Origin of the sequence: Pseudoalteromonas fuliginea, assembly GCF_000690055.1 — a bacterium.
Taxonomy (GTDB): Bacteria; Pseudomonadota; Gammaproteobacteria; order Enterobacterales; family Alteromonadaceae; genus Pseudoalteromonas; species Pseudoalteromonas fuliginea.
In genome coordinates this window covers 39,943-65,327 of the sequence record NZ_JJNZ01000008.1, presented here as the reverse complement: position 1 = coordinate 65,327, position 25,385 = coordinate 39,943, and the positions used below count along the sequence as shown (strand labels likewise).

At 37.2% G+C, this 25,385-nt stretch carries 19 protein-coding genes, 1 tRNA gene, 1 other RNA gene and 1 pseudogene; 15 read left to right on the top strand and 7 right to left on the bottom strand.

The genetic code is table 11. The features are described from left to right. Window positions 1-10 precede the first annotated feature (10 nt). Window positions 11-1,156, bottom strand: coding sequence for a patatin-like phospholipase family protein (locus DC53_RS17570; RefSeq protein WP_033028544.1), 1,146 nt, complete (start codon window positions 1,154-1,156; stop codon window positions 11-13). Between the two features lie 238 nt (window positions 1,157-1,394). Between DC53_RS17570 and DC53_RS17575 the strand changes: the two genes are divergently transcribed. The 6 genes from DC53_RS17575 to DC53_RS17595 all read left to right on the top strand — a co-directional run bounded on the left by DC53_RS17575 (window position 1,395) and on the right by DC53_RS17595 (window position 9,252). Then, window positions 1,395-2,273 carry a DUF3014 domain-containing protein gene (locus DC53_RS17575; RefSeq protein ID WP_033028543.1) on the top strand — a complete coding sequence of 293 codons (879 nt, stop codon included), beginning with the start codon at window positions 1,395-1,397 and terminating at the stop codon, window positions 2,271-2,273. Between the two features lie 138 nt (window positions 2,274-2,411). Continuing rightward, window positions 2,412-2,508, top strand: an RNA gene (gene ffs, locus DC53_RS21475) — signal recognition particle sRNA small type. A gap of 146 nt (window positions 2,509-2,654) precedes the next feature. Then, the gene (locus tag DC53_RS17580) at window positions 2,655-3,797 is read left to right on the top strand and encodes a competence protein CoiA family protein (RefSeq protein ID WP_033028542.1); all 1,143 of its coding nucleotides are present in this window, start codon (window positions 2,655-2,657) and stop codon (window positions 3,795-3,797) included. Window positions 3,798-3,905: 108 nt separating this feature from the next. Then, complete coding sequence (locus DC53_RS17585) at window positions 3,906-6,332, top strand: nuclease-related domain-containing DEAD/DEAH box helicase (RefSeq protein ID WP_033028540.1); 2,427 nt, start codon at window positions 3,906-3,908, stop codon at window positions 6,330-6,332. A 283-nt stretch (window positions 6,333-6,615) separates the two neighbouring features. Then, window positions 6,616-6,849: a hypothetical protein gene (locus DC53_RS17590; protein ID WP_033028539.1), complete on the top strand. Its 234-nt coding sequence runs from the start codon at window positions 6,616-6,618 to the stop codon at window positions 6,847-6,849. A gap of 12 nt (window positions 6,850-6,861) precedes the next feature. Next, window positions 6,862-9,252 carry a P-loop NTPase family protein gene (locus DC53_RS17595; RefSeq protein WP_033028538.1) on the top strand — a complete coding sequence of 797 codons (2,391 nt, stop codon included), beginning with the start codon at window positions 6,862-6,864 and terminating at the stop codon, window positions 9,250-9,252. Window positions 9,253-9,902: 650 nt separating this feature from the next. On the opposite strand, the gene DC53_RS17600 is transcribed toward DC53_RS17595, so the two are convergent. Continuing rightward, window positions 9,903-10,364 carry a carboxymuconolactone decarboxylase family protein gene (locus DC53_RS17600; protein ID WP_045984446.1) on the bottom strand — a complete coding sequence of 154 codons (462 nt, stop codon included), beginning with the start codon at window positions 10,362-10,364 and terminating at the stop codon, window positions 9,903-9,905. A gap of 111 nt (window positions 10,365-10,475) precedes the next feature. On the opposite strand from DC53_RS17600, the gene DC53_RS17605 reads away from it, so the two are divergent. The 5 genes and pseudogenes from DC53_RS17605 (at window position 10,476) to DC53_RS17625 (ending at window position 14,337) form a co-directional block, all read left to right on the top strand. Next, window positions 10,476-11,390 (top strand): LysR family transcriptional regulator, encoded by a 915-nt coding sequence (locus DC53_RS17605; protein ID WP_033028537.1) that lies wholly within the window; start codon window positions 10,476-10,478, stop codon window positions 11,388-11,390. Between the two features lie 167 nt (window positions 11,391-11,557). Then, a pseudogene (locus DC53_RS22935) lies at window positions 11,558-11,755 on the top strand (transposase); the annotation flags it as partial. A gap of 423 nt (window positions 11,756-12,178) precedes the next feature. Further along, window positions 12,179-12,532, top strand: coding sequence for a hypothetical protein (locus tag DC53_RS17610; protein WP_033028536.1), 354 nt, complete (start codon window positions 12,179-12,181; stop codon window positions 12,530-12,532). A gap of 599 nt (window positions 12,533-13,131) precedes the next feature. Next, window positions 13,132-13,659: a redoxin domain-containing protein gene (locus DC53_RS17620; RefSeq protein ID WP_033028534.1), complete on the top strand. Its 528-nt coding sequence runs from the start codon at window positions 13,132-13,134 to the stop codon at window positions 13,657-13,659. A 231-nt stretch (window positions 13,660-13,890) separates the two neighbouring features. Continuing rightward, complete coding sequence (locus tag DC53_RS17625; protein WP_007378511.1) at window positions 13,891-14,337, top strand: Hsp20 family protein; 447 nt, start codon at window positions 13,891-13,893, stop codon at window positions 14,335-14,337. A 295-nt stretch (window positions 14,338-14,632) separates the two neighbouring features. Here the strand turns inward: DC53_RS17625 and DC53_RS17630 are convergent, their stop codons facing one another. From DC53_RS17630 to DC53_RS17655, 5 genes are all read right to left on the bottom strand, one after another. Beyond that, window positions 14,633-14,947: a hypothetical protein gene (locus DC53_RS17630; RefSeq protein WP_239462854.1), complete on the bottom strand. Its 315-nt coding sequence runs from the start codon at window positions 14,945-14,947 to the stop codon at window positions 14,633-14,635. Between the two features lie 192 nt (window positions 14,948-15,139). Beyond that, the gene (locus DC53_RS17640; protein ID WP_007378509.1) at window positions 15,140-16,303 is read right to left on the bottom strand and encodes a peptidylprolyl isomerase; all 1,164 of its coding nucleotides are present in this window, start codon (window positions 16,301-16,303) and stop codon (window positions 15,140-15,142) included. 29 nt (window positions 16,304-16,332) lie between these two features. Beyond that, window positions 16,333-17,346, bottom strand: a complete 1,014-nt coding sequence (locus tag DC53_RS17645) for a phospholipase C/P1 nuclease family protein (protein WP_007378508.1) — start codon at window positions 17,344-17,346, stop codon at window positions 16,333-16,335. A gap of 110 nt (window positions 17,347-17,456) precedes the next feature. Then, window positions 17,457-19,010, bottom strand: a complete 1,554-nt coding sequence (locus tag DC53_RS17650; RefSeq protein ID WP_033028532.1) for a cryptochrome/photolyase family protein — start codon at window positions 19,008-19,010, stop codon at window positions 17,457-17,459. A gap of 300 nt (window positions 19,011-19,310) precedes the next feature. Beyond that, window positions 19,311-19,772 (bottom strand): globin, encoded by a 462-nt coding sequence (locus tag DC53_RS17655; RefSeq protein ID WP_007378506.1) that lies wholly within the window; start codon window positions 19,770-19,772, stop codon window positions 19,311-19,313. Window positions 19,773-20,340: 568 nt separating this feature from the next. Here DC53_RS17655 and DC53_RS17660 point away from each other — a divergent pair. The 4 genes from DC53_RS17660 to infB all read left to right on the top strand — a co-directional run bounded on the left by DC53_RS17660 (window position 20,341) and on the right by infB (window position 25,378). Beyond that, window positions 20,341-20,417: transfer RNA gene (locus tag DC53_RS17660), tRNA-Met, on the top strand. 280 nt (window positions 20,418-20,697) lie between these two features. Then, the gene (gene rimP / locus DC53_RS17665) at window positions 20,698-21,153 is read left to right on the top strand and encodes a ribosome maturation factor RimP (RefSeq protein ID WP_007378505.1); all 456 of its coding nucleotides are present in this window, start codon (window positions 20,698-20,700) and stop codon (window positions 21,151-21,153) included. A 39-nt stretch (window positions 21,154-21,192) separates the two neighbouring features. After that, window positions 21,193-22,692, top strand: coding sequence for a transcription termination factor NusA (gene nusA / locus DC53_RS17670; RefSeq protein WP_007378504.1), 1,500 nt, complete (start codon window positions 21,193-21,195; stop codon window positions 22,690-22,692). Between the two features lie 25 nt (window positions 22,693-22,717). Beyond that, window positions 22,718-25,378, top strand: a complete 2,661-nt coding sequence (gene infB, locus DC53_RS17675; RefSeq protein WP_007378503.1) for a translation initiation factor IF-2 — start codon at window positions 22,718-22,720, stop codon at window positions 25,376-25,378. Window positions 25,379-25,385 lie beyond the last annotated feature (7 nt).

Below are 25,385 nucleotides of genomic sequence, written 5' to 3'. Positions count from 1 at the left end.
CTGTTTGGGCTTAATCTAGTTCTAAAAACTTGCGTATCTCCGGTAATTTTTTCATACCGTCTTCATAACCAATTTGCATTAAATGCTGGGTGTAGCGTTTTTCAAACAATAGATAACTGGTTAAGCTCGATTGCGAATGCTTTTTTACACCTATGGTACGAAGCAATACTTTAATAGCCCATGGCATATCGTTGTAATACTGCGCTGCAATGGCATTAAAATTTTGCGAAGGGTTAATTACAAACGTATCAATTTGTTTAAGCTCTTGATGTTTATCGCGTGCAGGTAATAGCCCTAGGGTTCGGTTAATACGGTCCAAACGTTCTAAATCCGATTGCATAGTGTCGGTAAATACACTGTCGAGTAAATGCCCTGCAACAGCAGATAGACCCGGATAATGTGGCGAGTAACCCGGTGGGTGTAATTCTTTGGGTTGGTCGACCCCAATAATAAATATTTTTTCAGCGCCTAAATGAATCGACGGACTAAGCGGAGAAAGCTGATGTATAGAGCCATCACCAAAGTAATGGTTATAAATATTTACGCTAGGAAATACCATCGGAATGGCACTCGACGCCATTAAATGCTCAACATTAATGCGCGTAGCACGACCCTCGCGTTTAGCTCGTTGCCAAGATGTTTGCGTATTAGATTGAAAAAATGCAACCGAGTCACCCGTTGTATAACTTGAGGCCGTAATAGACAGCGCATCTAAATAATTACGATGTAAATTGCGTTCAATGCGGTGTAAATCTAAAATTTCGTTCAATAAACTACGAAGAGGGCGATTATTTAGCAAGCTCGCAGGCGGGTGATTAATATGCTCTGACTGAAAGCTTGTTAAAATATTACGCGCAATATGACCAAACACACTTAAAAAGTCGCTTTTGTACACCATAGAGGTTGAAAAGTTTTTCCAAACAGATTCGAGCTTTCGTACAGCTAAATGTGCACACGAGGCGTAACATGCTAACGCTGCAGAATTAATTGCCCCAGCTGAGGTGCCATTTATTACCCTAAATGGTAATGGAGCTGTACGCGGCATGCTATGAGCGAGTGCTTTTAGTACGCCCACTTGGTAAGCAGCACGTGCGCCACCACCTGTAAGTAACAAGGCTATTTTAGGTTTTTTGGGATCAACTTGCTTGATTTTCATATTGGTGGTTAAACTGTTCTACGTCTTTGCTTTATTTATTCACTGTAAGTCTTTAAGCTAGAAGAATCAAAGGATAACTGCCCTTATACTCATTACATTATTTAACTTTGCAATTTAGCGCTTAACCTTTGAGCTATTATTGCCGTGTTATTAAATGTCATAGTATGTGTGTCAGAATGAATTTAATCCACTTAGCGTATTCTAAGTGATATCGCATTTTAATTTTTATGGAGTTCGTATGTCAGATAAACCAGAAGTGTCAGATGTTCAAAAACGTCCACCTAATAACAATCTTCTTTTTGCCGTTATTATTTTAATAGTCGTAGCATGCGCGGCTGCCTTCGTATTACTTAAACCAAGTGATGAAAAAGTAACACGCACAGAGGTAGAGCCGCCAGTTAAAGAGCAGCCAATAATGGAGCTTAAACCAGAAATTGCTCCTATTATTGATACTCCTTCTGCAGTAAAACCAGAGGAACCTAAAGAACTTGAAGTGCCAACACAACGCGCTGTTGAGCCGGCCCCAAAAGTAGAACCATTAGTGACGCTTGACGAAAGTGACACGGTGGTTGTTGCTAAAATGGATGAGTACTTGAGTGATTCAGTGATGAGCTTAATGGTAACCGACGATGTGATTCGCCGTGGTGTTGTATTTATAGATAACATTGCCCAAGGCAAAATCGCCAAAAAGCATACACCTGTTATTAAGCCAGAAGAGAGTTTTAGCGTAACAGAAGGAGATATTTTAACGATTGATCCTAATAGCTATGAGCGTTATACACCGTATGTAAAAGTATTCACCAGTATGAGTGCCGCTCAAGCAGTGCGTATGTACGAAGAATATAAACCGCTTATTAATAGTGCATACACTGAAATAGGTTACGGCGATGATGAGTTTAATCAAACCCTAACCGATGCAATTGATTTGTTACTTGATACGCCAGAACCTGAGGGCGACTTACCATTACTTCGTAATTCAGTAACATATCAATATGCATTTTCAGAGTGGGAGCAATTACCAGCTGCACAAAAACAACTTTTACGCATGGGCCCTGAGAACATGAAAAAAGTAAAAGCAGCATTACGTAATATTAAAACTCAGTTAGAGAGCAATTAATACGCATTAAAACAGCTAAATGCACCGCGATTGTATATGAAGTATGCAATCGCACTTTCTTTTTAGATTACCCCTTGAATAACAGAGCAAAAGTAGAGATAATCCCCCCGCGCCAACCAAGGCCCTCAATGGTAGTCTTATTGGTCCTCTCGCAACACTAGCAGGCGAACCTGGTCAGGCCCGGAAGGGAGCAGCCACAGTTTGTGACGTGTGTGCCGAGATGTGGCTGGTAAGACTGCCACCCAAATTCCTCATTTGGGTGTTATAGATAAATTTAATCAAACATTCTTCGTAAATATATTATTTTTTAAATAAAGTTATTAAAGCTTGCTTATCCATATTCTGATCTTTAAATTAGCTATCTTAAGTATGATCATTTAAATGGAATTAAAAGCTAAATTTATGTCTACAGTCTCTAAAGTATTTTTACCTGACGAAGGTAAAGGCTATACCTCTAATGAAATTCTATTTTTAGATGAAGCAGGCCTATTTAAGCTTAGACGCTTTCTAAGAGAACCTGAAGGGCTTGGTAGTATATTATGTGCTACATGTTTTCAGTCTTTAATACTTGCTGGAACTCCATCACAAAAACATCATTTCAAACATCCTATTGGTTCAGAAGATTGCCCTGTAAAAAGCACAACAACTCTCACCGATAGTGAATTGCATGCTATTAGTTACAATGGTGTAAAAGAAAGCAAAAAACATAAAGACTATAAAACGACTATATCAAATTTGCTTAAAAGCGAAGTTGAGTATGAAAATATTCGAGTAGAACAAACTTATCGAGAGCAATTTCAAACGGGGCTAGCTAAAGCATGGCGAAGACCAGATATAAGTTTTTACTCTAATACACATAACATGGATATAGCTATTGAGTTAGTGTTAGACCAAGTGCCACTCGATGTTATCGTTGCAAGAAACCGATTTTTTAAAGAGCAAGGCGCTACTGTTCTTTGGTTATTTCTGCAAGACAAAAACAACTTCACCCGAAAAGACATATTTTATAGTTCTAATGAAAACCTTTACGTATTTGACCTTGAATCAAAAATTACTAGCCGAGATCAAAACAAGCTATTTTTTAAGTGTTTTTATACACAATACGAAATCGATGATTTAGGCTTTCAGGTACAAGTTGTCAGTTCAGAGCAATCTAAATTAGTGAGTTTGAACGACTTACACTTTAACGAGAACAGCCTTACTTATTTTGATGTTCAGCAATCAGAAATTGATGCAAAAGACGAAGCCGAACAGATATATAAACAGCGCCAGTTGGAGAATGATGATTATAGAAAAAGGTTAGATGAAAAAAGGAAAAGTAGACTAAGTGGTAACTCTGCTCACGCATCAGTAGCTGATAAATATATACAGCCAAGAGTTATTCAAGAAGGTTTAATTGCTGAACTAAATGAGATATGTAAAAAATTGAAATGCCACTGTGGGAATGAGGATATGACACAGTTTAGAAGCAAAGCATGTTTTATTTATTGTAAATTATGCGGTAATTCAGTGTTATATGATTAATAAGTTATTTTCATGTGGGCAATTGAATTGCAATATGAAGTAATCCAGAGTACTTAGATTCGTAAGTAGTACGTAATGTATTAACGGCAGTAAAAAGGTAGATTATAGATGGCTAAAATGTATCCTGATTTTGGGCCTAAATCCAATAATAGTTTTTATGCAGAACCTAAACTATATCAATCATTAAAAACAGGATTAAGTGATGAATACACAGTTATTCATTCAATTCCTTGGCTATCATCTGCTTTAGTCGAAATATACGATGATCCTAGTGGAATAGGTGAGGTCGATTTCTTAGTAATTCATCCAGAAAAAGGCATGTTAGCCATCGAGGTAAAAGGCGGTAACTTTTCACGTAATGGCAATGGTTTTTATTATAGCCAAGGAGAGAGCGGAAGCCATTTTGATCCTTTTGAACAGTTGAATCGTGGTGTTTTCGCTATTCAAAAGATATTAAAAGATGCAAATATATATAGTCGACTAGGAAAAGCTTATTACTTCCCTAATACTGATTTCGGATTAAATTTACCCCCTGAATATGTTGATATACACATGGGTAAGCGTATTCGTTTAGTAATAGACAAAGAAGATCTAACTTATGAAGCTGAAAGGGTAGAGTCTCTGATGGATTTTTATAAAGCCCTCCTTGGCATAGGTGCTTTAGGCATTAATAGTGTTAATAAAGTAATACAATGTTTACTGCCTCAAGGTCATGGAAGAGCTTGTTGGATAGCTAGGATTAAGGATGATAATAGGACTTGGCTTAAGCTCACAGAGGAGCAAAGTAGCTATGCTAACCAAGCAGTTGAGAGTAAGAGAACTTTGGTTACTGGCTGGCCAGGATCAGGTAAAACAATTGTCCTTATTCACGCATGTCGACAAATAGTTAAGAAAGGAAAGCGAGCATTAGTTGTTACGTTCAACAAGCTACTTTCAGATAAAATTGCCAAAGAGCTGGTAGGGGAGTCTAACTGTAAAGTTATAAGTTTCAATAAGCTTTGTTCTGAATATAGTGATGAACCAGCTGCTATATTTCACGATGAATCGACTTTGTCTAAAGTGGTAAAAGAAAATAAATTAGACGAATTTGATACTTTATTGGTTGATGAAGGCCAAGCTATAAGTCAGGAAGCGTGGAAATTATTCGAAAATTCATTTAAAGATAAACAGATAATAGTGATGTGTGATGACGCTCAAGCTTTTGGGTATGAACGCTCAGTCTCTGAAGGTTTATTGTCTGAACTATTGGACGTTACTCCATATCTACTCACTGAGAGCTTACGAATGCCCAAAGCTGTCTGTGAAGAATTAAAACTCTTTAGTACTCCACGTTATGCAGTCATAAATAAAAGGGAGCCAGAAAAAGATACGTTGCATAGATTAGTTACGCATGATCAAACACAAAGGCTGAGACAGGTCGTTGCTAGGCTATTAAGCGATGGTATAGCGAAGGAAGATATTTGCGTATTAAAACCTGGTTACCTTAGTATACCAGCAGATCTTGTTCCAGCTGGTGTAGATGTAGAAAGTATTGGCCGGTTTAGAGGATTAGAAAAACCAGTCGTAATAATCTATTCATCAGAAAATATTTCTGACTCTGAGTTTTTCTGCGCATATTCCAGAGCAACTAGTCGGTGCATTGTATTATTAGACGCTAACTTAATAAAGAAAGGACGTTACAGCGAATTGGGGAAACGTATCTTTGCTGCTGACCCTAACAAAGTAGATACGATAGCTGAAAAAGGGTTGATGAAAAATAAAATTCAGGATTTTAATTTTGAGAAGCGATTAATTGTAGATGATTTCATTCAACTGGAGTGGTGTGAAGAATGGAAAGGGTTCTTGTTTTTCTGCGATTTAAATCCCCTTATTCAAGAGCTACTCATATCACACTTACAAATAAATTGTCCTAAAAAGGGAATTATTAGCTGGAGTAATACTAGTACTGAATATCTTAAAATGACAGGAATCAGTAATATAAAATTGGGGTCGCAGATAAATCAGGGGCAAGCTAGTTTATCTTTCTGTGATAAATGTGGACTAATAACACCAAGGCACTTAAATTGTTTCACATGTGAAGCTAAAGAATTTAATCAAGACGACAAAGATTTTATTGTGAACCAAGTAAGAGAAATTGGGGCTTTGTTGAATAAAAAAAGAGTAATTAGCGCTGAAGAAAAAAAGGATATGTGTATATTTTTAAGTGCAGTACTTTTAGCCATGAGTAACCAAAAAGATTTTAAGCGTCCGATTGTCTTAAAAGCTGTTGAGTCTGCTAATAGCTATATTTGTCAGGCGGTTGTTGTTCATACACTTTACCTAGTATTTAGAAATAAACAGCAAACGCTGTTAAAGATTCAGAATAAAAAAGTTATAGCTTTTGTGAAAAAATGTGCTCCAAGTATTAGTGATGATCTATCAGATAGTTCATTAGCTGCGTTTGTCGCGGACGGAATAAATAAATTGATTGATGCTGAAATACTTAGACGAGTAGAAAAAGGCGTGTGCGAAGTTATTTTAGAATTTGAAACATAACTATTTTGTAATCAAAAGCAAATTTCTTTTTGATGAATTGGACTATTTAGAGAGCGAAAACCTAAAACTGAGATATGTTAAAATTCAGCCCTCTGGAAATACTATTGAGATTTATTTGATAGTATTTTTAATCATAGGGTGATTACAAGATTACAAGATTACAAGATTACAAGCCTTTGGCTGTGCTATAGCTACCTTAAGTCATTGTTAGATAATCAGAAGGATTTCTAATTGATGCATATGCATGAATATTTTCATATGAAAAAAGGAGTTAAATAATAAAATGAATGAATCAACAAAGATTGAATTAGCGGCATTATATTTAAAGTTGTACCCATGGGTACGTATTGCAATTAATATTTTTATACTATTCTTCGCCATCAGTTGGGTTATTAACTCCTCGGACGAATTGAAAGAGCCGATAATTGTTACAATGCTAGCAGCATCGGCAGTTTTAGACATGGTAGCAACTCTTTTTGACAAAGCTGCAAAACAGTTATCTAGTGGACGATTATAGCAAGGATAACCTATGTACTACGAAGTTGTTCCTCAATTATCGAAAAAACTCATAGATTCGCCTAGCTGGCAAAAAATTTTAGAAGAAATTTTGGGCAAAGCTAAAAAGAGGCTGGATGATATTGGTGAAGGTAGGAATTTTCCTGAATATAAGCGTTGCCTTTATGACTCAACCATTTCAGAGTATAAGAAAGTTGCCTATCAATTGTTTCAAGATCGATTTCTAACGAGGCAAGAATACAATCGAATCCAAAATATTTTACCCTGCAACAGTTTACTTTTTCACGGTACTTTAGGTTCTGGGAAATCAAGCCTCGAAAAATCTTTTTCGAACATAGCAGGTCTAAAAGTCGTAAACCTATTGAGTGCATATAGGGAAGGTACAAGTGTTGATGAGGAGTTAGAAGTAAAACGAGTTCGAATAAATCAGGTACTCAATGGTGATTTTTCTCAGATTCCTGAAATTGTGGAAGAAACTAATACACTTTTAATCATAGATACAATTGAAGAGTTAATTGAGGAAGTTGGAATATCGTTGAGAAAGATAATCGAAACGATGGATAGCTCAACAAAACACAAAAATGTAAGGTGGGTGATTACGAGTTCTGATCATGTAAATATTATATGCAACCCTTTATACTCAAAACTTAGTTCATTTCAATTTAAAAACCAGTTTGATTCAGGGTCGCAAAATGACGAGAAAGCCTACTTAGCTAATTGGTATGATTTGGATTTGATTAATATTCAATTCAATGTTTCTCAAAGGCTTTGGTGCGACACTTTTAAGGAAAGAAATATTGAATTAGAGCAACTTGATTTTTACCCGCCTGCATTAATAGGCGTAATGGCCGAAAACGCCGATCTTTTAGCTTCTTTTAATGAAGTGAATGATATATTTAAACTCTTAGTTCATTACATTTTTGACAGACTCAACCTGAATTCCGCTGACCGTGGAAAAATACTATCTTCCATAAAACAGTTAGAATTTTTCAGCGAAGAGCGTGAGGGTTTTCATTTAACCCTTGATTTTTTAGGAAGTTTAAACGCAGAAAAAGCTGCACGTGAAACTTCGATTAACCAGCTAATTAACACTAGGCTCATATTAGTTTCTGAATCTAATGCGGCACCGGTTTACAAAATAAATATTCCTTTACTATGGGCTTATTTTTTCGCGGTGAGAGCAATAGAAGAAAGTTTTGATATCGAGAAATTCAGTGAGCACTTTGGCACAAACAGCTCACTAGAAAGCCATTTTAAGATCATATATCAATACTATTCCTTTAGAAGTGGCACACCTTTGCATATTGAGCAGTTGTGCAAGGGTTATGGTAGTTTGGAAGGAGCTATTTTTCTTCTAAATTATAGTGGAAGAGACTATGGTTTAGAGTTTTTGAATGCAACCTACAAAGTATTAAGTAATGGGTTGTCTAAAGGCTCTCGGCTTTTGAATGAAGGCGTTTATCATGAAAATTTGTTAACATATGCATTATATAGATGTTTGGCGTCTACAGCTAACAGCGGCTACGATAGCAACTTAATTGAACAAATTACTCTTTATATTGGTGCCATTTTTAAGCTCTTGACTAAAAATGAAAGCAAAAAGTTTCTGTTATCTACAGTAGAAGTGTTTCTTGATGATTTGCATGAATCTGAAGCAAAGCAATTAATACCGTATTCGATACTCAAGCTAACTGAATACCTTCGCGTTAGCGAATCAGAATATTTTGAGGTTCATGACTCTTTTCTATTCTTGTTAAGCAAATACTTATTCAAACGATATCCTTTCGGTTATCAGACTTTTTTTGATTTTATATTTGACAAAGAATACAAAAAAAGTGCATACAGCGGCTTTTATAGGTTTTCAACTAAGTTTTTAGATGCAGGATTTACTCACTTTCTTGCCAGCTCGGGCGTTGTGTATAAGTCTGTTGAAGACTCTGACAGCGAGATTATATTTGAATTTTTGGCAATACTAATTAGAAAAAAAGCGTATAGAAATGGAACTGACCAAAGCAACTTTGATAAATTAGAAAAAATTAGGTTTTTGGCGAGAAGCTCCTTTCACAAAGCAATAGGAAATCGCATTCGAAAAACTTTCACAATGCACGTTCCTGATGCAAAATTACTTATAGAAAGAATTGCGAAAGAGTACTCTAGCTATAAATTGAGCGTTCAATCTGCTTCGGAAAGAAAAAACTTAACCGAGGGATTACTACGTATTTTTAAACATATAGACATAGCAAATAAAAGTCGAAAATCAAATTTACCGACTTCTCTTCAACCCATAATTGTTAAATACATCAATAAAAACGACATAACAAGATACTTTAATTTTGTTGAAGACGTTGATTTTATCGAGTCTGTATACTCATTAGGGGGGAAATTATATGAAACGTTTAGATGACTGGTTTCTCTATAATAAAGCCAGTTAGTGGTGGCTAAGCAATATATTCTACCTGAGTTATACCGGAAGTCTCAAGGTTCGCAATATGTACATAGCAGCTAACAAAAAACTAGTAAGTATTCTTATGAGTTCGGCTTTTTAAAGCCTGTATTTGGTAACTTTATGCCATTATAAGCTTCAATTTTATGCCAACTTACACTTCACTTGTCCCGTTGTAGCTTAATGAAATCGAATGTGGTTATGTCAACTTATACTTCGAACAACATTGGGTGTTAAACCTCCAATATAATTTAACCTAAAGCACATTAATAAAAATTTATTTTTTATTTCATTACCCATGCCATCACACACTTTAAAATAAACTCAGCAAGTTCTACTTAAATAACATACTGTAAAAGCAATTAAGCGTAGCAAGTTAGCATTCAATACAATCAGTGTCTTTGTATAGTAATTAATGGTCGATTTAGAGCGATTACCCCTGTCATTCAAGAGAGTTGTGAACTAAGCCGCTACGCGGAGATCCTACTCTGACACACCGAGCAGGTAGCGCCTCAGCCCAACAAGCGATTATGCAACACAAACTGCGTGTTGCATAAATACTAAAGTGTTATTTGTCCGGCAGCGATTAATGACGCCGAATAGTGAATCTACTAATGTTGTCCAACTTGATAATTTCCGGCCTCAAAGCCAAAAGGTTTTGCCAAACGATTCCAAGAATTAATTTGTACGATTGATAAGGTTAAATTTGAAATATCATCTTGGCTGAAATATTTTTTCAAGTTAGTAAACGATTGTTGCCTTTGGTCTGTAGAGTCATTGAGCTTTGTGACAGACTCAGTCCATTCCAGTAATGCTTGCTCTGATTCGTTATAAAAGTTCGTTTCTTTCCATGCCGACGATGAGTAAATACGCAATTCACTTTCACCCGCAGCAATAGCTTCTTTAAAGTGCATTTCAATGCAGTAAGCGCACTGGTTTATCACTGAGACCCTGTATCTCAACACCTCCATAAAAGACTCATCAATAATGTTTAAGCTCTTGATGTATTTCTCTGTTTGCATCATGCAGTTCATTAAATTCTCGGGTATATTTTCAAAAGGTACTCTCGGCATATTTTTTCTCGCTTGTGTAAATGAGTGACGCGATACATTGTATGCCTATCAAATAATGATTAGAATATATGCTACAAGCCAAACAATCTTGCATAAAACGCAAAGGTTATTATGTTAAAGTCTGTTCGTATATTTTTAAAGGTCGTTGAGTTGGGTAGCTTTTCTAAAGCTGCCAAAGTATTAAATATGGCTCCGTCATCAGTTACTCGTGCCATTGATAATCTTGAATATGAGCTGAAATCCGAGCTATTTAAACGTAGCACACGCCAATTATTACTGACAGATAAGGGCTATATTTTTTTAGAGGGAGCCTCTAATCTGGTCTCTAATTGTGATTCTATACTTATGTCTATGACTGACAGTCATAAAGAGCCTGAAGGAAATTTGAGAGTTTCAGTGTTTGAGAGTTTTGGTCGGTTAAGTGTTTGTCCCATAATCCCTGAATTCTTGAAAAAATACCCAAAGATAGCAATTGAAATTGAGCTAGAGAATAAGGTGGTTGATCTAGCAGGGGAAAATATTGATTTGGCAATTCGTATAGGAACACCGAAAGATTCGAGTTTAAAATTTTGTAACATTATCCCAAATCACACCTTTGTTTGTGCGTCACCAGATTACTTGTCAAAAAATGACAATATTGAAAAACCTGAAGATTTGTCATTACATAATTGCTTATTACTTAATCAAGAGAGGCAAAGAACTTACTGGCATTTTAAAAAAAATCGTCGTAATACTAAGGTCTTAGTTAGTGGTAATCTTAGATCAAAAGGCGGCACACCATTATTAGAGGCAGCCTTGTGTGGTCTTGGTGTCGTTCAGCTTTCAAACTGGGTACTATCTGACTATGTGAAAAGTGGGCAGCTTGTGGTTTGCTTACGAGATTGGGAGCCGCTTCTTAATGAGCAGTCTAGTGGTAGCGTTTATGCTGTATATAAACAAGGTATATATAAAAATCCAATTATAAGGCTATTTCTTGACTATCTAGTTGAAAAAACACATAACAAGTTACTGCATCGGACGTGGTAGAGTTACTCTTTTGAGGAACGTATACCACTATTTTTAATTGAATGTTTTTTAACCTTTAATCCCTCTGTTCGCTGTGATCTAATAGGCATTATTCACCCATGGTAAACTGTTGTGGCACTTTTTTTAGGTTATAAGTCAAGCCTGACTTATCCTGTCAAAACAAATTCATTCCTATCAATTTCGCTGAGCAAATTTTGCCTGGCACATTTGAATATGCCCTTTGTTATATCGTCGAGAATAAACTCGATTTATCGGGATTTGACGCGTTGTATAACAATGACAAAACGGGCGCTGCTGCGTATCCGCCCACGGTAATGCTAAAGATTATTTTACTGGGCTATGCACATGCTTTTATCAGTAGTCGCTGAATTGCCAAAGCGTGTGAGACGAACATTTTATTTATAAATGTGTCGGGGGAATTAACCCTGTACAAAAAGAAACAGACTCTGAACCTAAAAATAAATTTAGTGGCATATTTTTGTTAGTTTGTTTGTTAAATTAAAGTGGCTGTTTAGTTTGTTCGTCGCATAAATACTAAAATGTTAGGGTACTAGGAGAGTTCAGTTGAAATATTCATTATTATTTGTTGCTATTTTATCATTTGACGCTTTTGCCGATCTCAATGTCGAATTAGAAACAAATCCGAAAAAGAGCAACTTAAATATTCTCAATTAAAAAGAGTAGAAAAGACTTATGACCTTGGAAAATGGCAATTTACAGACAGTGTTGTAATAGATGAGTTTGCTAAAAGACCGCATAGTCACCCTAAGCTTACCTTGACAGTTAGTATGCCTAAAAACGATGGTGCATTCTTATCACAATATTTGCACGAGCAGATACATTGGTTTGAAGATTCTCGAAAAACAGAAGTCCAAAATGTCATAAATGACCTAAAAATAAAATACCCTGATGCACCAAAAAAAGGGCCTGAAGGTGCAAGAAGTGAACTTTCAACGTACTTACATTTAGCTGTTTGTTTATTAGAGTATGATGCTCTTACAGAAATTTTAGGTGAAGAAGAAGCACATAAAATCATTTCTACAAATTCAAAGTATTTTTATAAATGGATATATCAAAAAACACTCACAGAGCCTGATTCAATTAGAGATATTTTGGTCAAGCATAATTTATATATAAAGTAAATTTACTCTAACAAGCAATTAACATTGCCAACGTCCTCTCATGGTGCATAGCGCAGTCCGTACCAGTCGATTGTGCTTTCAGGAATCTAACTTTATAAAGCTTTGTTTGTAACTTTATGCCGGCATATACTTCACTTGATTAGCTGTAGCCCAATTAATCCGAATAAGCTGACATAAAGTTACAGTTTACCCAAATTTCAATCGTTAATTTTAGCGTACAAAATAAAATGACATATTGCGCATTAAAAATCGTCATAAATTTGTTACCAAAAATAAATCTGCTTACCAATAAAACGACCTTTGGGTCTAATACCAACCTTTCTTTTAGCTTTACCATTAATGGCTATATTTGAAGCTTTATAAAGCGTGCCATAAGCATAATTAATTACACGATGCAGAAAATGTTTTGAATTAGCTGCAAAGCTTCAGAGGTATTTTTATAATGCGTTTAGCTAAGTTTATTTAAATAGATTATGTATGTATTGATGTTATTAGAGTCGATAATTCAATCTTGGTTACAATTTATCCTCTTGAAAATTAGTTATCTGCCCTAAGCTCTATTTGGTAAATGGTTTATAACATTTCTTAAGGAGAACATTATGAGTAATAACACAGTAAAACCCGCATCAAAACTCTCTGAGCTGATTGTAAGTAATACAGAGCGAGAACAGGTTGATATTACGCAGCGTATAACAGATGCTCCATGGAAAATGATAGTTGTTTATCGAGGTCAGCATTGCCCTATGTGTACGAAGCAATTAAATGCTTTGGCTAAAATGACTCAAGATTTTAAAGATATTGGTGTTGAAGTTGTTGCTGTAAGTGGTGATAGCCATGCTCAGTTGGAAGCGCACTTTGAAAAGCTAGACGTTAATTTTCCTCTTTATTATAATTTAACGCTTGAGCAAATGACTGAATTAGGTTTGTATATCAGTGAGCCAAGAAGTAACACTGAGACAGATCATCCGTTTGCAGAGCCTGCAATTATTGTCCTAAACGAGCAAAATCAAGTGCAAGTTTTAGATAAATCAAACAGCCCGTTTTCACGCCCTGATATGCAGCAGTTACTTTCAGGTATTCAATATACACGCGAAAATGATTACCCTATTAGAGGAACATTTTCTTAAGTTGTTATGCATAAATTTAGGCGTGTTTAATAGCGCGCTTAAATTTATATTTTATTTTTTAATAAATTTACTTGAAAACAATTTTACCGTCCATATATAGTTAAGTAGGACGCCTGATGGGTCCTAAATTAAACTTAAACAATTGAAATTTATATTATTAATTATACTTTGCTTGAGCTTGTTCAATAGAAAAGCACATGCAAAATATCGCTTAAATATGAGGATATTATTATGCGTACAGTAGATTTATCACCACTTTATCGTTCATTTATCGGCTTCGAACATTTAGCATCACTTATGGATGCGGCAGCAAGTACAGACAAGCAGCCAAGTTTTCCTCCTTATAACATTGAAGCGCTCGATAAAGACAAATACAGAATTACTATGGCCGTTGCTGGTTTTAGTGATAACGAGTTGACCATTGAGTCAGAAAACAACACGTTGAAAGTCGCCGGTACTAAGGCTAATAAAGATGAGAATAATGAACGTAAGTTTATTCATCAAGGTATAGCGGAGCGTAACTTTGAGCGTAAATTTCAGCTTGGCGACCATGTAAAAGTACTTGGTGCAGATTTAGCTAACGGCTTATTGAGCATAGAGCTTCAGCGTGAAATCCCAGAAGCACTTAAACCTCGTAAAATCCAGATAGGGCAAGGTCATTTAATCGAAGACAAATAAACCCTGTTTAACCTTAGTTTCCCCTGATTGTTTAGCCGTCTCGCTTGAGGCGGCTTTTTTATGCAATAGAGTTTTAAATGGTCTTGAATCTAGAACGTTCTCTTAATCTTGGCTAATTAACCTGAACTCTGGTCAGGATATTTACTAACGTATTGAATAATCGTGATATTTAAATTTATTTTCTCTAGCCAACGATTTTCAGTGAAAACAAGGCGAATTTACGCGTCAATAGCTAGCCTATTGCCAGTAAATTCAACGTAGTTAGCGCTGAAAATAGCTGCTTGAGATAGATTTATTATCCAGAGTTCAGGCTAATTAAGTGCTTTTGTGTTTTTTTCAGCAGAGCAATTTTATCAATCGCTTCTTGAAGCTGCTCTTGCTTCATTCCTTGTTTACGCCCTTTAGCAAGTAAGTTTTCTAGCGTTGCTACTTTGCTATTAACAGCACTTACAAAGCTACTTTCTAGTGCGCGCCGCTTCTCTTGTTGAAATTGTTCGTAGGCTTTATGGTCGTCTAAATCCCCTTTGTATTGAACACTGCTTAGTTTACTTTTATTTAGTGGGGGTAAGTAATTCGGTTCGGTAATTGCCAGTTGAGCATACTCATTCAAGGTACTTTTTTTAATATTTGAAGAATGTACATCTTCAATTTTTTTACGGTGTGTACTGTTTGCTTTATTGTAGGACGCTCATCTGTTGGTTGTTTAGTCGCTAGTGCCATTTTTTCTGCTCGGTGGAGCCAGATAAGTAGTATATGAGGGTGATGCCTAAAGACATTATAATGAGTGCCGAGAGCTTTATTTTCATAACTTAATCTCATTTTGTGTGTGCCACGCAGCCCACTTTTGCTGGTATTGCTGATGCGCATTTTGTAACGCCACAGACTTAATCGCTTGATAGCGAACTGTTTGGCCCGTTGCTGCAAAATATTTATATTCATAGTCACTAGTTAACACCACAACCCATAATCCCGTTGGCGAACGAATGACTTCAGAAAGCTCATTCTCATTTTGAGTAAATGCAAGTTGTACTACCCACTCCTTTTTATGCTCTCGATTGATATTATTATTAAATTTACTATAAATATCATTCATATTAGCCGCTTTTAAAGCAACTTTGAAAGTACTCTTTGCTACCTCATTTTTAAATTTAACCGCGTCATTTCTGTTTTTAAATTCAGCACCTTGGGCTGTTATTTGGTATAAATATTTGAAGCGACTTTTATTCTTTTGGTAATACTGATTTATTTGTTGTTCGGAAACTTGTTTTTCTAATTGTTCGAGTATCGGGCTTTGTCCATGCATCATGTCTTTTACGCCAAGCCAGCTTTGAATCGAAGGGCGTAAGATGTCACCTTGAGCAATGCTTATTAAATTATCAATGTTGATATCTTTTGCTTTAAACGCGTTGGTCGCTTTTTCTAAATTTATAAAATATTGATGCTTTTTAGCTATTTCTGTATGAAATAACTGGTTATCGCCTTGATGCAATCTAAACCGTATTTGCATAGAAAGTGGTTTAATGAAGTCATAAACAGACATTGCAGGAAACGCAAAATTTTCAAGTTTTACTAAATTTAATGTGTTTTTTTGCGTTTCAGAATATTGTCCATTCGCAGGATATTCACCTAATGTGTTCGTAAGCCAGCTGGCCGTAAAATGTTTAACATTATTAGAAGCTTCGATGCTCGGTGGCAAATGTAGTTGATTTATAAAAAGGTTATTTAGGTAGCGCTCTACATGGTAACCGGTGGTAAAACCGACATCAGACAAACGCGCTACCTTGTTGGGCATTAGGCGTTTTGCTTCACTTAGTAAAAATTGGTTCTCGTATAAACGATAGCGTGTTTGCGAAAGACTAATGTCACTATTTTGCTGTTGATATATTTGATGCATCAACTGTATTTCAGCGGGTGTGTACTTTTCAACACTCGTAAATGCTTGGCTGCTGTAAAGCAGCCCAAACATTACTACACATAGGTAGACTAAATACCTCATTAGCGGGCAACCATGGCATGATTTAATAAATGTACAACCATTGCAATAGCATGAGGGATAACTTGTTTTGCGGTATCAACACGGTCGTAATGATCTTCCGAATTAAGCACAATACCTCCTTGAGCGTACGAAAAAGAGCCGCCTTGGGTTAGCAATGGACGTACATCCGTTGAGGCTTTATCTAACGGTGAAAAGGTATTTATTGCTTGACGTATTAAGCTAGGATCATTGAGTTGTTCTTGATCATAATAATCCTTTATCCAGCCTTCCCAGCTAGAGTGATTTAAATCTGAAGTTGTCCATGTGTGATGCGGCTGAAGTAAATCAGTTGTATGAAATACAAAGCCCAGTACCTGTGGATTACCACTGTCTAAATAGCTTTGAAACCAGTATTGGCCTAAGTTATCGATTGGTTGAAAAGGGATTTTTTCAAAATCATTATACATACTATAGTTTGATTGACTATCAATTCGGTAATGAGCTTCGGTAATGTCATAACTATTATATTTTGAAGAGTCAGCATTAAACCAGCCCGTTTCTCTTCCCTTTCCATCATCTAAATAGTCTCCTTTTAACCAAGCCGCAGCTAAGCTATCAATGGTGCCCCATACAGTGAGTTTGTCGTAGTTATAGCCGCCAAAATCATTACCATGCTGATCAGCGCCTTGCGTATGGTTTTGAAAGTGCCAATAGCTAGTATATTTTACAATGCTTTCAGCCGCGCCCCAAAGAGGAGCTTGGACACAAGAGCCTGTAATGGCACCACATAAAAAAGTATCTTCAAAATCATCAACATCATAGGCTGCTTGCCCTAGTAGCTCAGCCAGTTGTGAGACTGACATTTTATTTTGTAAAGCATATTGCGACAGTGCTGCATATTGCGTTGATTGTGGGTTTTGCTCCATATAACTTACAGCGTCAATAACAATCCGCTTATGGGTTTCTTGGCTAAATGCGTGTGCTTGGTTGATACTTGTAAGTAATATAATTGCCGACGTTAATATTTTTTTCATTTTTATCTCATTGCTGTATTTAAAAATTAACGCTATTAAAAGATAGCGCTATTACATTACAATGACAGAAGAATTAAACATTTAATTAACAAGTTTACCTGTTTTATATATCACAAACTTTCTAAATCAATTAAATGCGCAGCAGCTTGTTTTAATAGCACCGTTTTTTGCTCTTCGGTTTGTCGGTCCCAGTTTTTATAAACCATGCCTATACGCGGGTTTTTCTCTAATTTACTGCGGTGGGTGTGCATAAAGTTCCAGTACAGACTATTAAGGGGGCATGCTTTTTCTCCCACTTTTTGTTTAACATCGTATTGGCAACGCTTGCAATAATCGCTCATTTTATTAATATAGTTTCCGCTTGCTGCGTAGGGTTTTGTAGCAATAATGCCATCATCGGAAAATTGGCTCATTCCTCGAGTATTAGGCATTTCTACCCACTCGATTGCATCTATATAGACACCTAAATACCAATTATCTACGTCATCAGGATTAATTCCCGTGAGCATACAAAAGTTTCCAATAACCATTAAGCGCTGAATATGATGCGCGTATGAGGTTTCTAAACTTTGTGTAAGTGCGTGGCTTAAACAATTCATTTTAGTAGAGCCAGTCCAAAAATAGGATGGCATCTTATTATTGGCTTGTAGTTGATTTTTAGTTGCGTAGTCGGGCATGTTAACCCAATAGATGGCGCGTACGTATTCTCTCCAACCCAGTATTTGCCTTATAAAACCTTCGACTTGTGAAATGGATATTTCGCTGGGTCTTTGTTTATATTCAGTAATTACGCGTTTAATTACATAAAGCGGGTGTAGTATTTTTGTATTTAAAGCAAATGATAAACGGCTATGGTAAAGGCTAGTATTATGCTTACTCTGGTCAGTCATAGCATCTTGAAATTTGCCAAAATTAACGAGCAAATATTCACAAAAGTAATCAAGGCTACTAATTGCTTGCTTTCGCGTTGTTGGCCAAGTGAGTTGATTATCTATACTGCCAAAATAAGCGACTTTATGTTTGTTTAAGCGAGATATAATTGACTTTACATCATTAGTAAATAGCTTTGGAGAGGGGATGTCGTGTATGTCGTTCTTAGAAAATTTATTTCTGTTGTTACTATCAAAATTCCATTTACCTCCTTCAGGCTTACCGGAGTCCATTAAAATATCAAACTGCTTGCGCATATCGCGATAAAAATGCTCCATCGTTACATGTTTATTTTTTACAAAGCGTTTTTTAATTTGTGAAAAGGGGAACAAAAAATGTTCGCTATCCACAGCCCTCACACTTAGCATATGCGTTTTTTTAAATTGTTCTAATTGCGAGTGAAGTCTAAATTCATCAGGGTATTGATACTCTATTGCCGAGCACTGATATTGTTTTGCAATACGGTTAAGCAAATCGGGTAAATTGTTGTCGTTACAAGTCTCATCTAAGGTTAAATGCAATACATTAAAACCAGCATGGCTTAACGCTGAAGCAAAGTTTTCCATAGCATGGAAAAAAGCACATAATTTTTGGATATGGTGTTTAACATAATGAGTTTCTTGTGCAAGTTCAGCAATAATATAAAGGGTTTCATTATCTTTTTGTTTAAACCAAGAATGCGATGGGTTTAGTTGGTCGCCCAAAATAAGCCTGAGTGTTTTATAGTGTTTCATACTTAGAACCAAATATGTTTAGTACGCCAAAGTGTCGTAAAACGATCTTTTAAAGGTGTTGTAGTACCGCTTAATTATGCGTGGAGTTTTACAATAGCTGGTGTTTTTAATGCTCGATGAGCTAATTCTAAAAAGGTATTGAGCTTTGCTAGTTTTATAAGGGGCTGTTTTTTACTACTTAATGAAGCTTAACCGGCTCATTATAAACTTGAGTGTTGTTATGCTTAGCTTATATGTATTTCAATACCTACTTATATATAAGCGCATTTGTTATAAAAGAATGGGCAATAAATACAGGTTCTAATTGGTATTATTTTTTGTTTTGCTTATTCGTTGTTGAAGTGAAATAACGTTACTTATATTGAAAAGTGAACTGTTAGTGCAGTTTTCAAAAAAGGTTAGAAATTCTTGCCATGCGGTTTGGCTTTGTAAGCAAAAATGCTGACCAAGATGAGCTTCTAAAGTAGCGTAAAAAATATCACACAATATTTTAATATCAGTTTGCTGAATATTACGTTTATTTAGGTGTTCTAAATAATGTGTTAAAAAAGGAGTGACAGAAGATGGATTATCTAAATGTTTAATTATGCGCTCTAGCACGCAGTAAAACGTATAACTTTTTTCGTTGAATTGATTTGCAGTTGGGTAATTCATTACAATACCTGATTCTGCTAATTTACGATGAAAGCGTGCTGTAAAAGCATGGAAATTCGGCTTAACAATCTGTAGGCTTTTTAATAATACTGATTGGTTTGTGTTCATTAAATGCCTCTTTGCATTAAGTGTGATTGTGATTGTTATTGCTTTCGTTGCTTTTATTATAGCTAGAGAAGTTGAAACCGCACGGGTTTATTGGCTTAAATAGAGGGTTTAATTAATAAGTTACTGATTTTATTTATTTTGTTTTTGTTAATGAGATTGATTATCTATTCATTGGGATGGCTGTTTAATATTTACTTCAATGCTACGATTGGGGTTGTTGATCTTTGAGGATTAAATCTGTTTTACCTAAGGACAGCGTATGTTTGGCATTTATGCTGTGCTATCGCTTATTTGTGAGGAATAACCACACATGATCGACACAGCCTTGCGTAGAAGCTAAACGGGTGCTTTAAATTTAGGCTCGCAAGATAATGAGGCCCTAAAGGTTATTACAACAAATGTTAATTTGTAATACATTAAATTAACAACTTGACGAATTGCAAATTTTATAAACTTATTAGTTATTATGGTTGCTAATTATCCCGCACATCCTTATAATAGCCGCCATTGTTTAGTGTGTTGTATAACCGCTAACAGCGATATTAAATTAAGGTTTAATATCTATTGGCGCGGGATGGAGCAGTCTGGTAGCTCGTCGGGCTCATAACCCGAAGGTCGTCGGTTCAAATCCGGCTCCCGCAACCAATTCTACTAATAAGTGTAAGCTTATTAATTTATATCGCGCATTCTAAGTAATGCGCGTTTTGCGTTTAGGCTAATGTAGTTTAATTTGGTCAGTTACTGACTCGCAACCAAGCTCGGCCCTCGGCCACACAGTTTTATGCTTTATTGGTGTGACGCCCCGCTTGGTTCGGGGCGTTGTTGTATCTGCACCTTTCGATTTATGGCTTTTGTCATCAAATCAAAACTTAAACTCAGTATTTTAGGGCTATAAGCCCTTTTTTTGTTTGTATGGAGGATTTTCGTGACAAAACTTGAACAAGATTTAGTAACCATGTTATCGCCAGCGGTAGAAATGTTAGGCTTTGAATTACATGGTCTTGAGTTTGTACAAGCGGGTCGCCATTCTACCTTAAGAGTGTATATTGCTCATGAGGATGGGATCTCAGTTGATAACTGTGCGGATGCAAGTCGCCAAATTAGTGCGATTTTAGACGTCGAAGACCCAATTACAAATGAATATGATTTGGAAGTATCGTCTCCTGGTGTTGATCGTCTATTATTCAAACAAGATCATTACGAGCAGGCGCAAGGAGAGGAAGTACGCGTGCGTACCAAACTTCCACAGGATGGTCGCCGTAATTTTAAGGGCGACTTAGTAGCAGTTAGCAGCGATATGATCACACTATCTAGTGATGGTGCAGAGCATCTAATCATGCTTAGTAACATCGAACGTGCGAATTTAATCGCTAAGTTTTAAATTCGAGTGCGAAGGAATAGGGCAAGCGAGGCATTACCCATGGCAAAAGAGATATTATTGGTTGCTGAAGCCGTTTCCAATGAGAAAGCGGTTCCAAAAGAAAAGATTTTTGAAGCTTTAGAGTTCGCATTAGCGACAGCGACAAAGAAAAAGCATGATGGCGAAATTGAAGTACGTGTAGCAATTGACCGTAAGACCGGCGATTACGATACGTTCCGTCGTTGGCAGATTGCAGCAGTATTAGAAGATGGTTCTTTAGAGAACCCATACAGCGAAATTACGTTAGAAGCTGCGCAGGTTGAAGAACCTGATTTGCAGATGGGCGATTACGTTGAAGAGCAAATAGATTCAATTAAATTTGACCGTATAACTACGCAAATGGCTAAGCAAGTAATCGTACAAAAAGTACGTGAAGCTGAGCGTGCTTTAGTAGTCGATGCATACAAAGATCAAGTTGGTGAGTTAGTAACCGGTGTTGTTAAAAAAGCAACACGTGATTCTATCGTTCTTGATTTAGGCAATAACGCTGAAGCTGTTATCTACCGTGATGATATGCTTCCACGTGAAAACTTCCGCCCGGGTGACCGTATCCGTGGCCTTTTATACGAAGTTAAGCCTGAAGCTCGCGGCGCACAATTATTTGTAACGCGTTCTAAGCCTGAAATGCTAATGGAGCTATTCCGCATTGAGGTGCCAGAAATTGGCGAAGAAATGATTGAGTTACGTGCAGCTGCGCGTGATCCAGGTTCTCGCGCTAAAATTGCAGTTAAATCTAACGACAAACGCATTGACCCAATTGGTGCATGTGTCGGTATGCGTGGCGCACGTGTTCAGGCTGTATCGTCAGAACTTGGCGGCGAGCGTGTTGATATCGTTCTTTATGACGATAATCCAGCGCAGTTTGTTATTAATGCAATGTCACCTGCAGAAGTTGCTTCAATCGTAATGGATGAAGACACTCACTCAATGGATATTGCAGTTGATGCAGATAACCTAGCACAAGCGATTGGTCGTAATGGTCAAAATGTTCGTTTAGCAAGCCAACTAACAGGTTGGGAACTAAACGTAATGACTGTTGAAGACATGCGTACTAAAAATGAAGCTGAATCAGATAAGTTGCTTAACTTATTCACTGAAAATTTAGAAATTGATGATGAGTTTGCATCATTACTTATAAATGAAGGTTTCTCGACACTTGAAGAAGTAGCGTACGTACCAGCATCTGAATTTTTAGAAATTGATGGCTTAGACGAAGAAACAGTTGATCTGCTGCGCTCACGTGCAAAAGATGCATTAACAACTAAAGCACTTAAAACGGAAGAAAGCTTAGAAGGCGCAGAGCCGGCTGAAGACTTACTTGCGCTTGAAGGCTTAGAGCGTCACTTAGCATTTGTTATGGCAAGCAAGGGTGTTGTTACACTTGAAGACTTGGCAGAGCAAGGTATTGACGAATTAGTTGATATTACAGAACTTTCATCTGAAAAAGCGGGTGAACTAATTATGGCTGCACGAAACATTTGTTGGTTTGCAGACGAGTAATTTATTAACGGAGGTATTACACACTATGGCAGAAGTAAATGTTGAAAAACTAGCCGGCGATATAGGTACAACTGTTGATAAATTGCTACAGCAGTTTTCACAAGCAGGTATCACTAAGCAAGCAACTGATAATGTAACAGAAGCTGAAAAAGCAACGTTACTTGATCATTTAAGCAAGCATCATGGCGGTACAGGTTCAGATGGTCCAGCGCGTATGACTTTACAACGTAAGAGCAAAAGCACATTAAGTGTGACTGGCTCTACGGGTAAAGCTAAAGCTGTTCAAGTTGAAGTTCGCAAAACACGTACGTACGTGAAAAAAAGCGCAATGGAACAAGAGCAAGAGCAAGCACGCCTAGCCGCTGAAGAAAAAGTACGTCTTGAAGAGCAGCAAAAAGCTGAGCAAGAAGCCGCAGAATTAAAAGCGAAACAAGAGGCAGAGCGCAAAGCGAAAGAAGACGCTGACCGTAAAGCCAAAGAAGAAGCTAAACGCAAAGCAGATGCAGAGCGTAAAGCGAAACAAAAGCAGATGACCCCAGAGCAAAGTGCTAAGTCTGAGAAAGATCGCATAGAAGCTGAGCGTCTGCAAAAAGAAGCAGAAGAGGCCGCATTGAAGAAAGCTGAAGAAGAAGCGAAACGTCAAGCAGAAGAAGCAAGAAAGCTAGCTGAAGAAAACTCGGCACGCTGGAAGAAAGAAGAAGAAGAGCGTAAGAAACGCGAAGAAACAGCGGATCACCATCTTACGACTTCTACTTACGCACGTGAAGCAGAAGATGTTGCCGATGCTCGTGATGAGCAAGGTACACGCCGTGCTAAGAAAAAGAAAAAAGCGCCAGCAAAAGATAAATTTGCAGCGTCAAGAGGCCGTAACAAGTCTAAGTTAAAAGCACCAGCATCGCTGCAGCATGGTTTCCAAAAACCAACTGTTGATGTTAAAAATGAAGTGCGTATTAGCGAAACAATTACAGTAGCTGAGCTTGCATCACGCATGGCTGTTAAAGGCGCTGAAGTTGTAAAAACAATGATGAAAATGGGTGACATGGTTACCATTAACCAAGTGATTGACCAAGAAGCTGCACAATTAGTTGCAGAAGAAATGGGTCACAAGGTTATCATTGTTAAAGAAAACGAATTAGAGCAAACAGTACTTAATGACCGCCATGAAGATGGTAAGTCAGAGCCACGTGCTCCAGTAGTAACTGTTATGGGTCACGTTGACCACGGTAAAACATCGACTCTTGATTATATTCGCTCTGCAAAAGTTGCTTCAGGCGAAGCCGGTGGTATTACACAGCATATTGGTGCATACCATGTTGATGTAAACGGCAATATGATCACGTTCCTAGATACACCAGGACATGCGGCATTTACATCAATGCGTGCTCGTGGTGCTAAAGCGACAGATATCGTAATCCTAGTGGTTGCAGCAGATGATGGCGTTATGCCACAGACTAAAGAAGCGGTACAGCACGCACGTGCAGCTGGCGTTCCTTTAATCATTGCTGTAAACAAAATGGATAAAGAAGGCGCAGATCCAGATCGCGTTAAAAACGAACTAGCTGTACTTGACGTTATTCCAGAAGAGTGGGGCGGCGATACGCAGTATGTTCATATCTCAGCTAAAACTGGTTTAGGTATTGACGACCTTCTTGAAGCTGTGCTTATGCAATCTGAGCTTTTAGAATTAACTGCACCTACTGAAGGTATGGCTGCAGGTGTTGTTATTGAATCTCGTCTTGATAAAGGCCGTGGTCCAGTAGCATCAGTACTTGTTCAATCTGGTACGCTTAACCAAGGTGACATTGTATTATGTGGTCTTGAGTATGGCCGTGTTCGTGCAATGCGCGATGAAAACGGTAAAGACATTAAATCTGCTGGTCCATCTATTCCAGTTGAGATTTTAGGTCTTTCTGGTATTCCAGCTGCGGGCGACGAAGCGACTGTTGTTAAAGATGAGCGTAAAGCGCGTGAAGTTGCTTTATACCGTCAAGGTAAGTTCCGCGATGTTAAGCTAGCACGTCAGCAAAAAGCTAAGCTTGAAAACATGTTTACTAACATGACTGAAGGCGATGTTTCTGAAGTTAACGTGGTACTTAAAGCAGACGTTCAAGGTTCTATCGAAGCAATCTCTGATTCACTAACTAAGCTTTCTACTGATGAAGTAAAAGTGAAGATTGTTGGTTCAGGTGTTGGTGGTATTACTGAGACTGATGCAACCCTAGCTGCAGCGTCTAACGCAATTGTAGTTGGCTTTAACGTTCGTGCTGATGCTTCTGCTCGTAAAGTGATTGATACTGAAAACTTAGACCTTCGTTATTACAGCGTAATTTATGCCTTAATCGAAGAAGTTAAGCAAGCCATGTCAGGTATGCTAGCGCCAGAGTTTAAACAAGAAATCATTGGTCTTGCTCAAGTTCGTGACGTATTTAAGTCTCCAAAAATTGGCGCAATTGCTGGTTGTATGGTTACTGAAGGTGTTATCAAACGTAGCGCTCCAATCCGTGTACTACGTGAAAACGTGGTTATCTATGAAGGTGAGCTTGAGTCACTTCGTCGCTTTAAAGACGATGTTGCTGATGTTCGTAACGGCATGGAATGTGGTATCGGCGTTAAGAACTACAATGACGTACGTGTTGGTGACCAAATCGAAGTATTTGAAACAGTTGAAGTACAACGTACTCTATAATTGTTAC

Bases quoted from the DNA above. Each gene is read 5' to 3' on its own strand.
- DC53_RS17610 (WP_033028536.1), top strand. From the start codon at position 12,179: ATGCCTAAAAACGATGGTGCATTCTTATCACAATATTTGCACGAGCAG.
- DC53_RS17575 (WP_033028543.1), top strand. From the start codon at position 1,395: ATGTCAGATAAACCAGAAGTGTCAGATGTTCAAAAACGTCCACCTAAT.
- DC53_RS17605 (WP_033028537.1), top strand. From the start codon at position 10,476: ATGTTAAAGTCTGTTCGTATATTTTTAAAGGTCGTTGAGTTGGGTAGC.
- DC53_RS17595 (WP_033028538.1), top strand. From the start codon at position 6,862: ATGTACTACGAAGTTGTTCCTCAATTATCGAAAAAACTCATAGATTCG.
- DC53_RS17590 (WP_033028539.1), top strand. From the start codon at position 6,616: ATGAATGAATCAACAAAGATTGAATTAGCGGCATTATATTTAAAGTTG.
- DC53_RS17645 (WP_007378508.1), bottom strand. From the start codon at position 17,346: ATGAAAAAAATATTAACGTCGGCAATTATATTACTTACAAGTATCAAC.
- DC53_RS17625 (WP_007378511.1), top strand. From the start codon at position 13,891: ATGCGTACAGTAGATTTATCACCACTTTATCGTTCATTTATCGGCTTC.
- DC53_RS17585 (WP_033028540.1), top strand. From the start codon at position 3,906: ATGGCTAAAATGTATCCTGATTTTGGGCCTAAATCCAATAATAGTTTT.
- infB (WP_007378503.1), top strand. From the start codon at position 22,718: ATGGCAGAAGTAAATGTTGAAAAACTAGCCGGCGATATAGGTACAACT.
- DC53_RS17640 (WP_007378509.1), bottom strand. From the start codon at position 16,303: ATGTTTGGGCTGCTTTACAGCAGCCAAGCATTTACGAGTGTTGAAAAG.
- DC53_RS17620 (WP_033028534.1), top strand. From the start codon at position 13,132: ATGAGTAATAACACAGTAAAACCCGCATCAAAACTCTCTGAGCTGATT.
- nusA (WP_007378504.1), top strand. From the start codon at position 21,193: ATGGCAAAAGAGATATTATTGGTTGCTGAAGCCGTTTCCAATGAGAAA.
- DC53_RS17570 (WP_033028544.1), bottom strand. From the start codon at position 1,156: ATGAAAATCAAGCAAGTTGATCCCAAAAAACCTAAAATAGCCTTGTTA.
- DC53_RS17580 (WP_033028542.1), top strand. From the start codon at position 2,655: ATGGAATTAAAAGCTAAATTTATGTCTACAGTCTCTAAAGTATTTTTA.
- DC53_RS17650 (WP_033028532.1), bottom strand. From the start codon at position 19,010: ATGAAACACTATAAAACACTCAGGCTTATTTTGGGCGACCAACTAAAC.
- DC53_RS17600 (WP_045984446.1), bottom strand. From the start codon at position 10,364: ATGCCGAGAGTACCTTTTGAAAATATACCCGAGAATTTAATGAACTGC.
- DC53_RS17655 (WP_007378506.1), bottom strand. From the start codon at position 19,772: ATGAACACAAACCAATCAGTATTATTAAAAAGCCTACAGATTGTTAAG.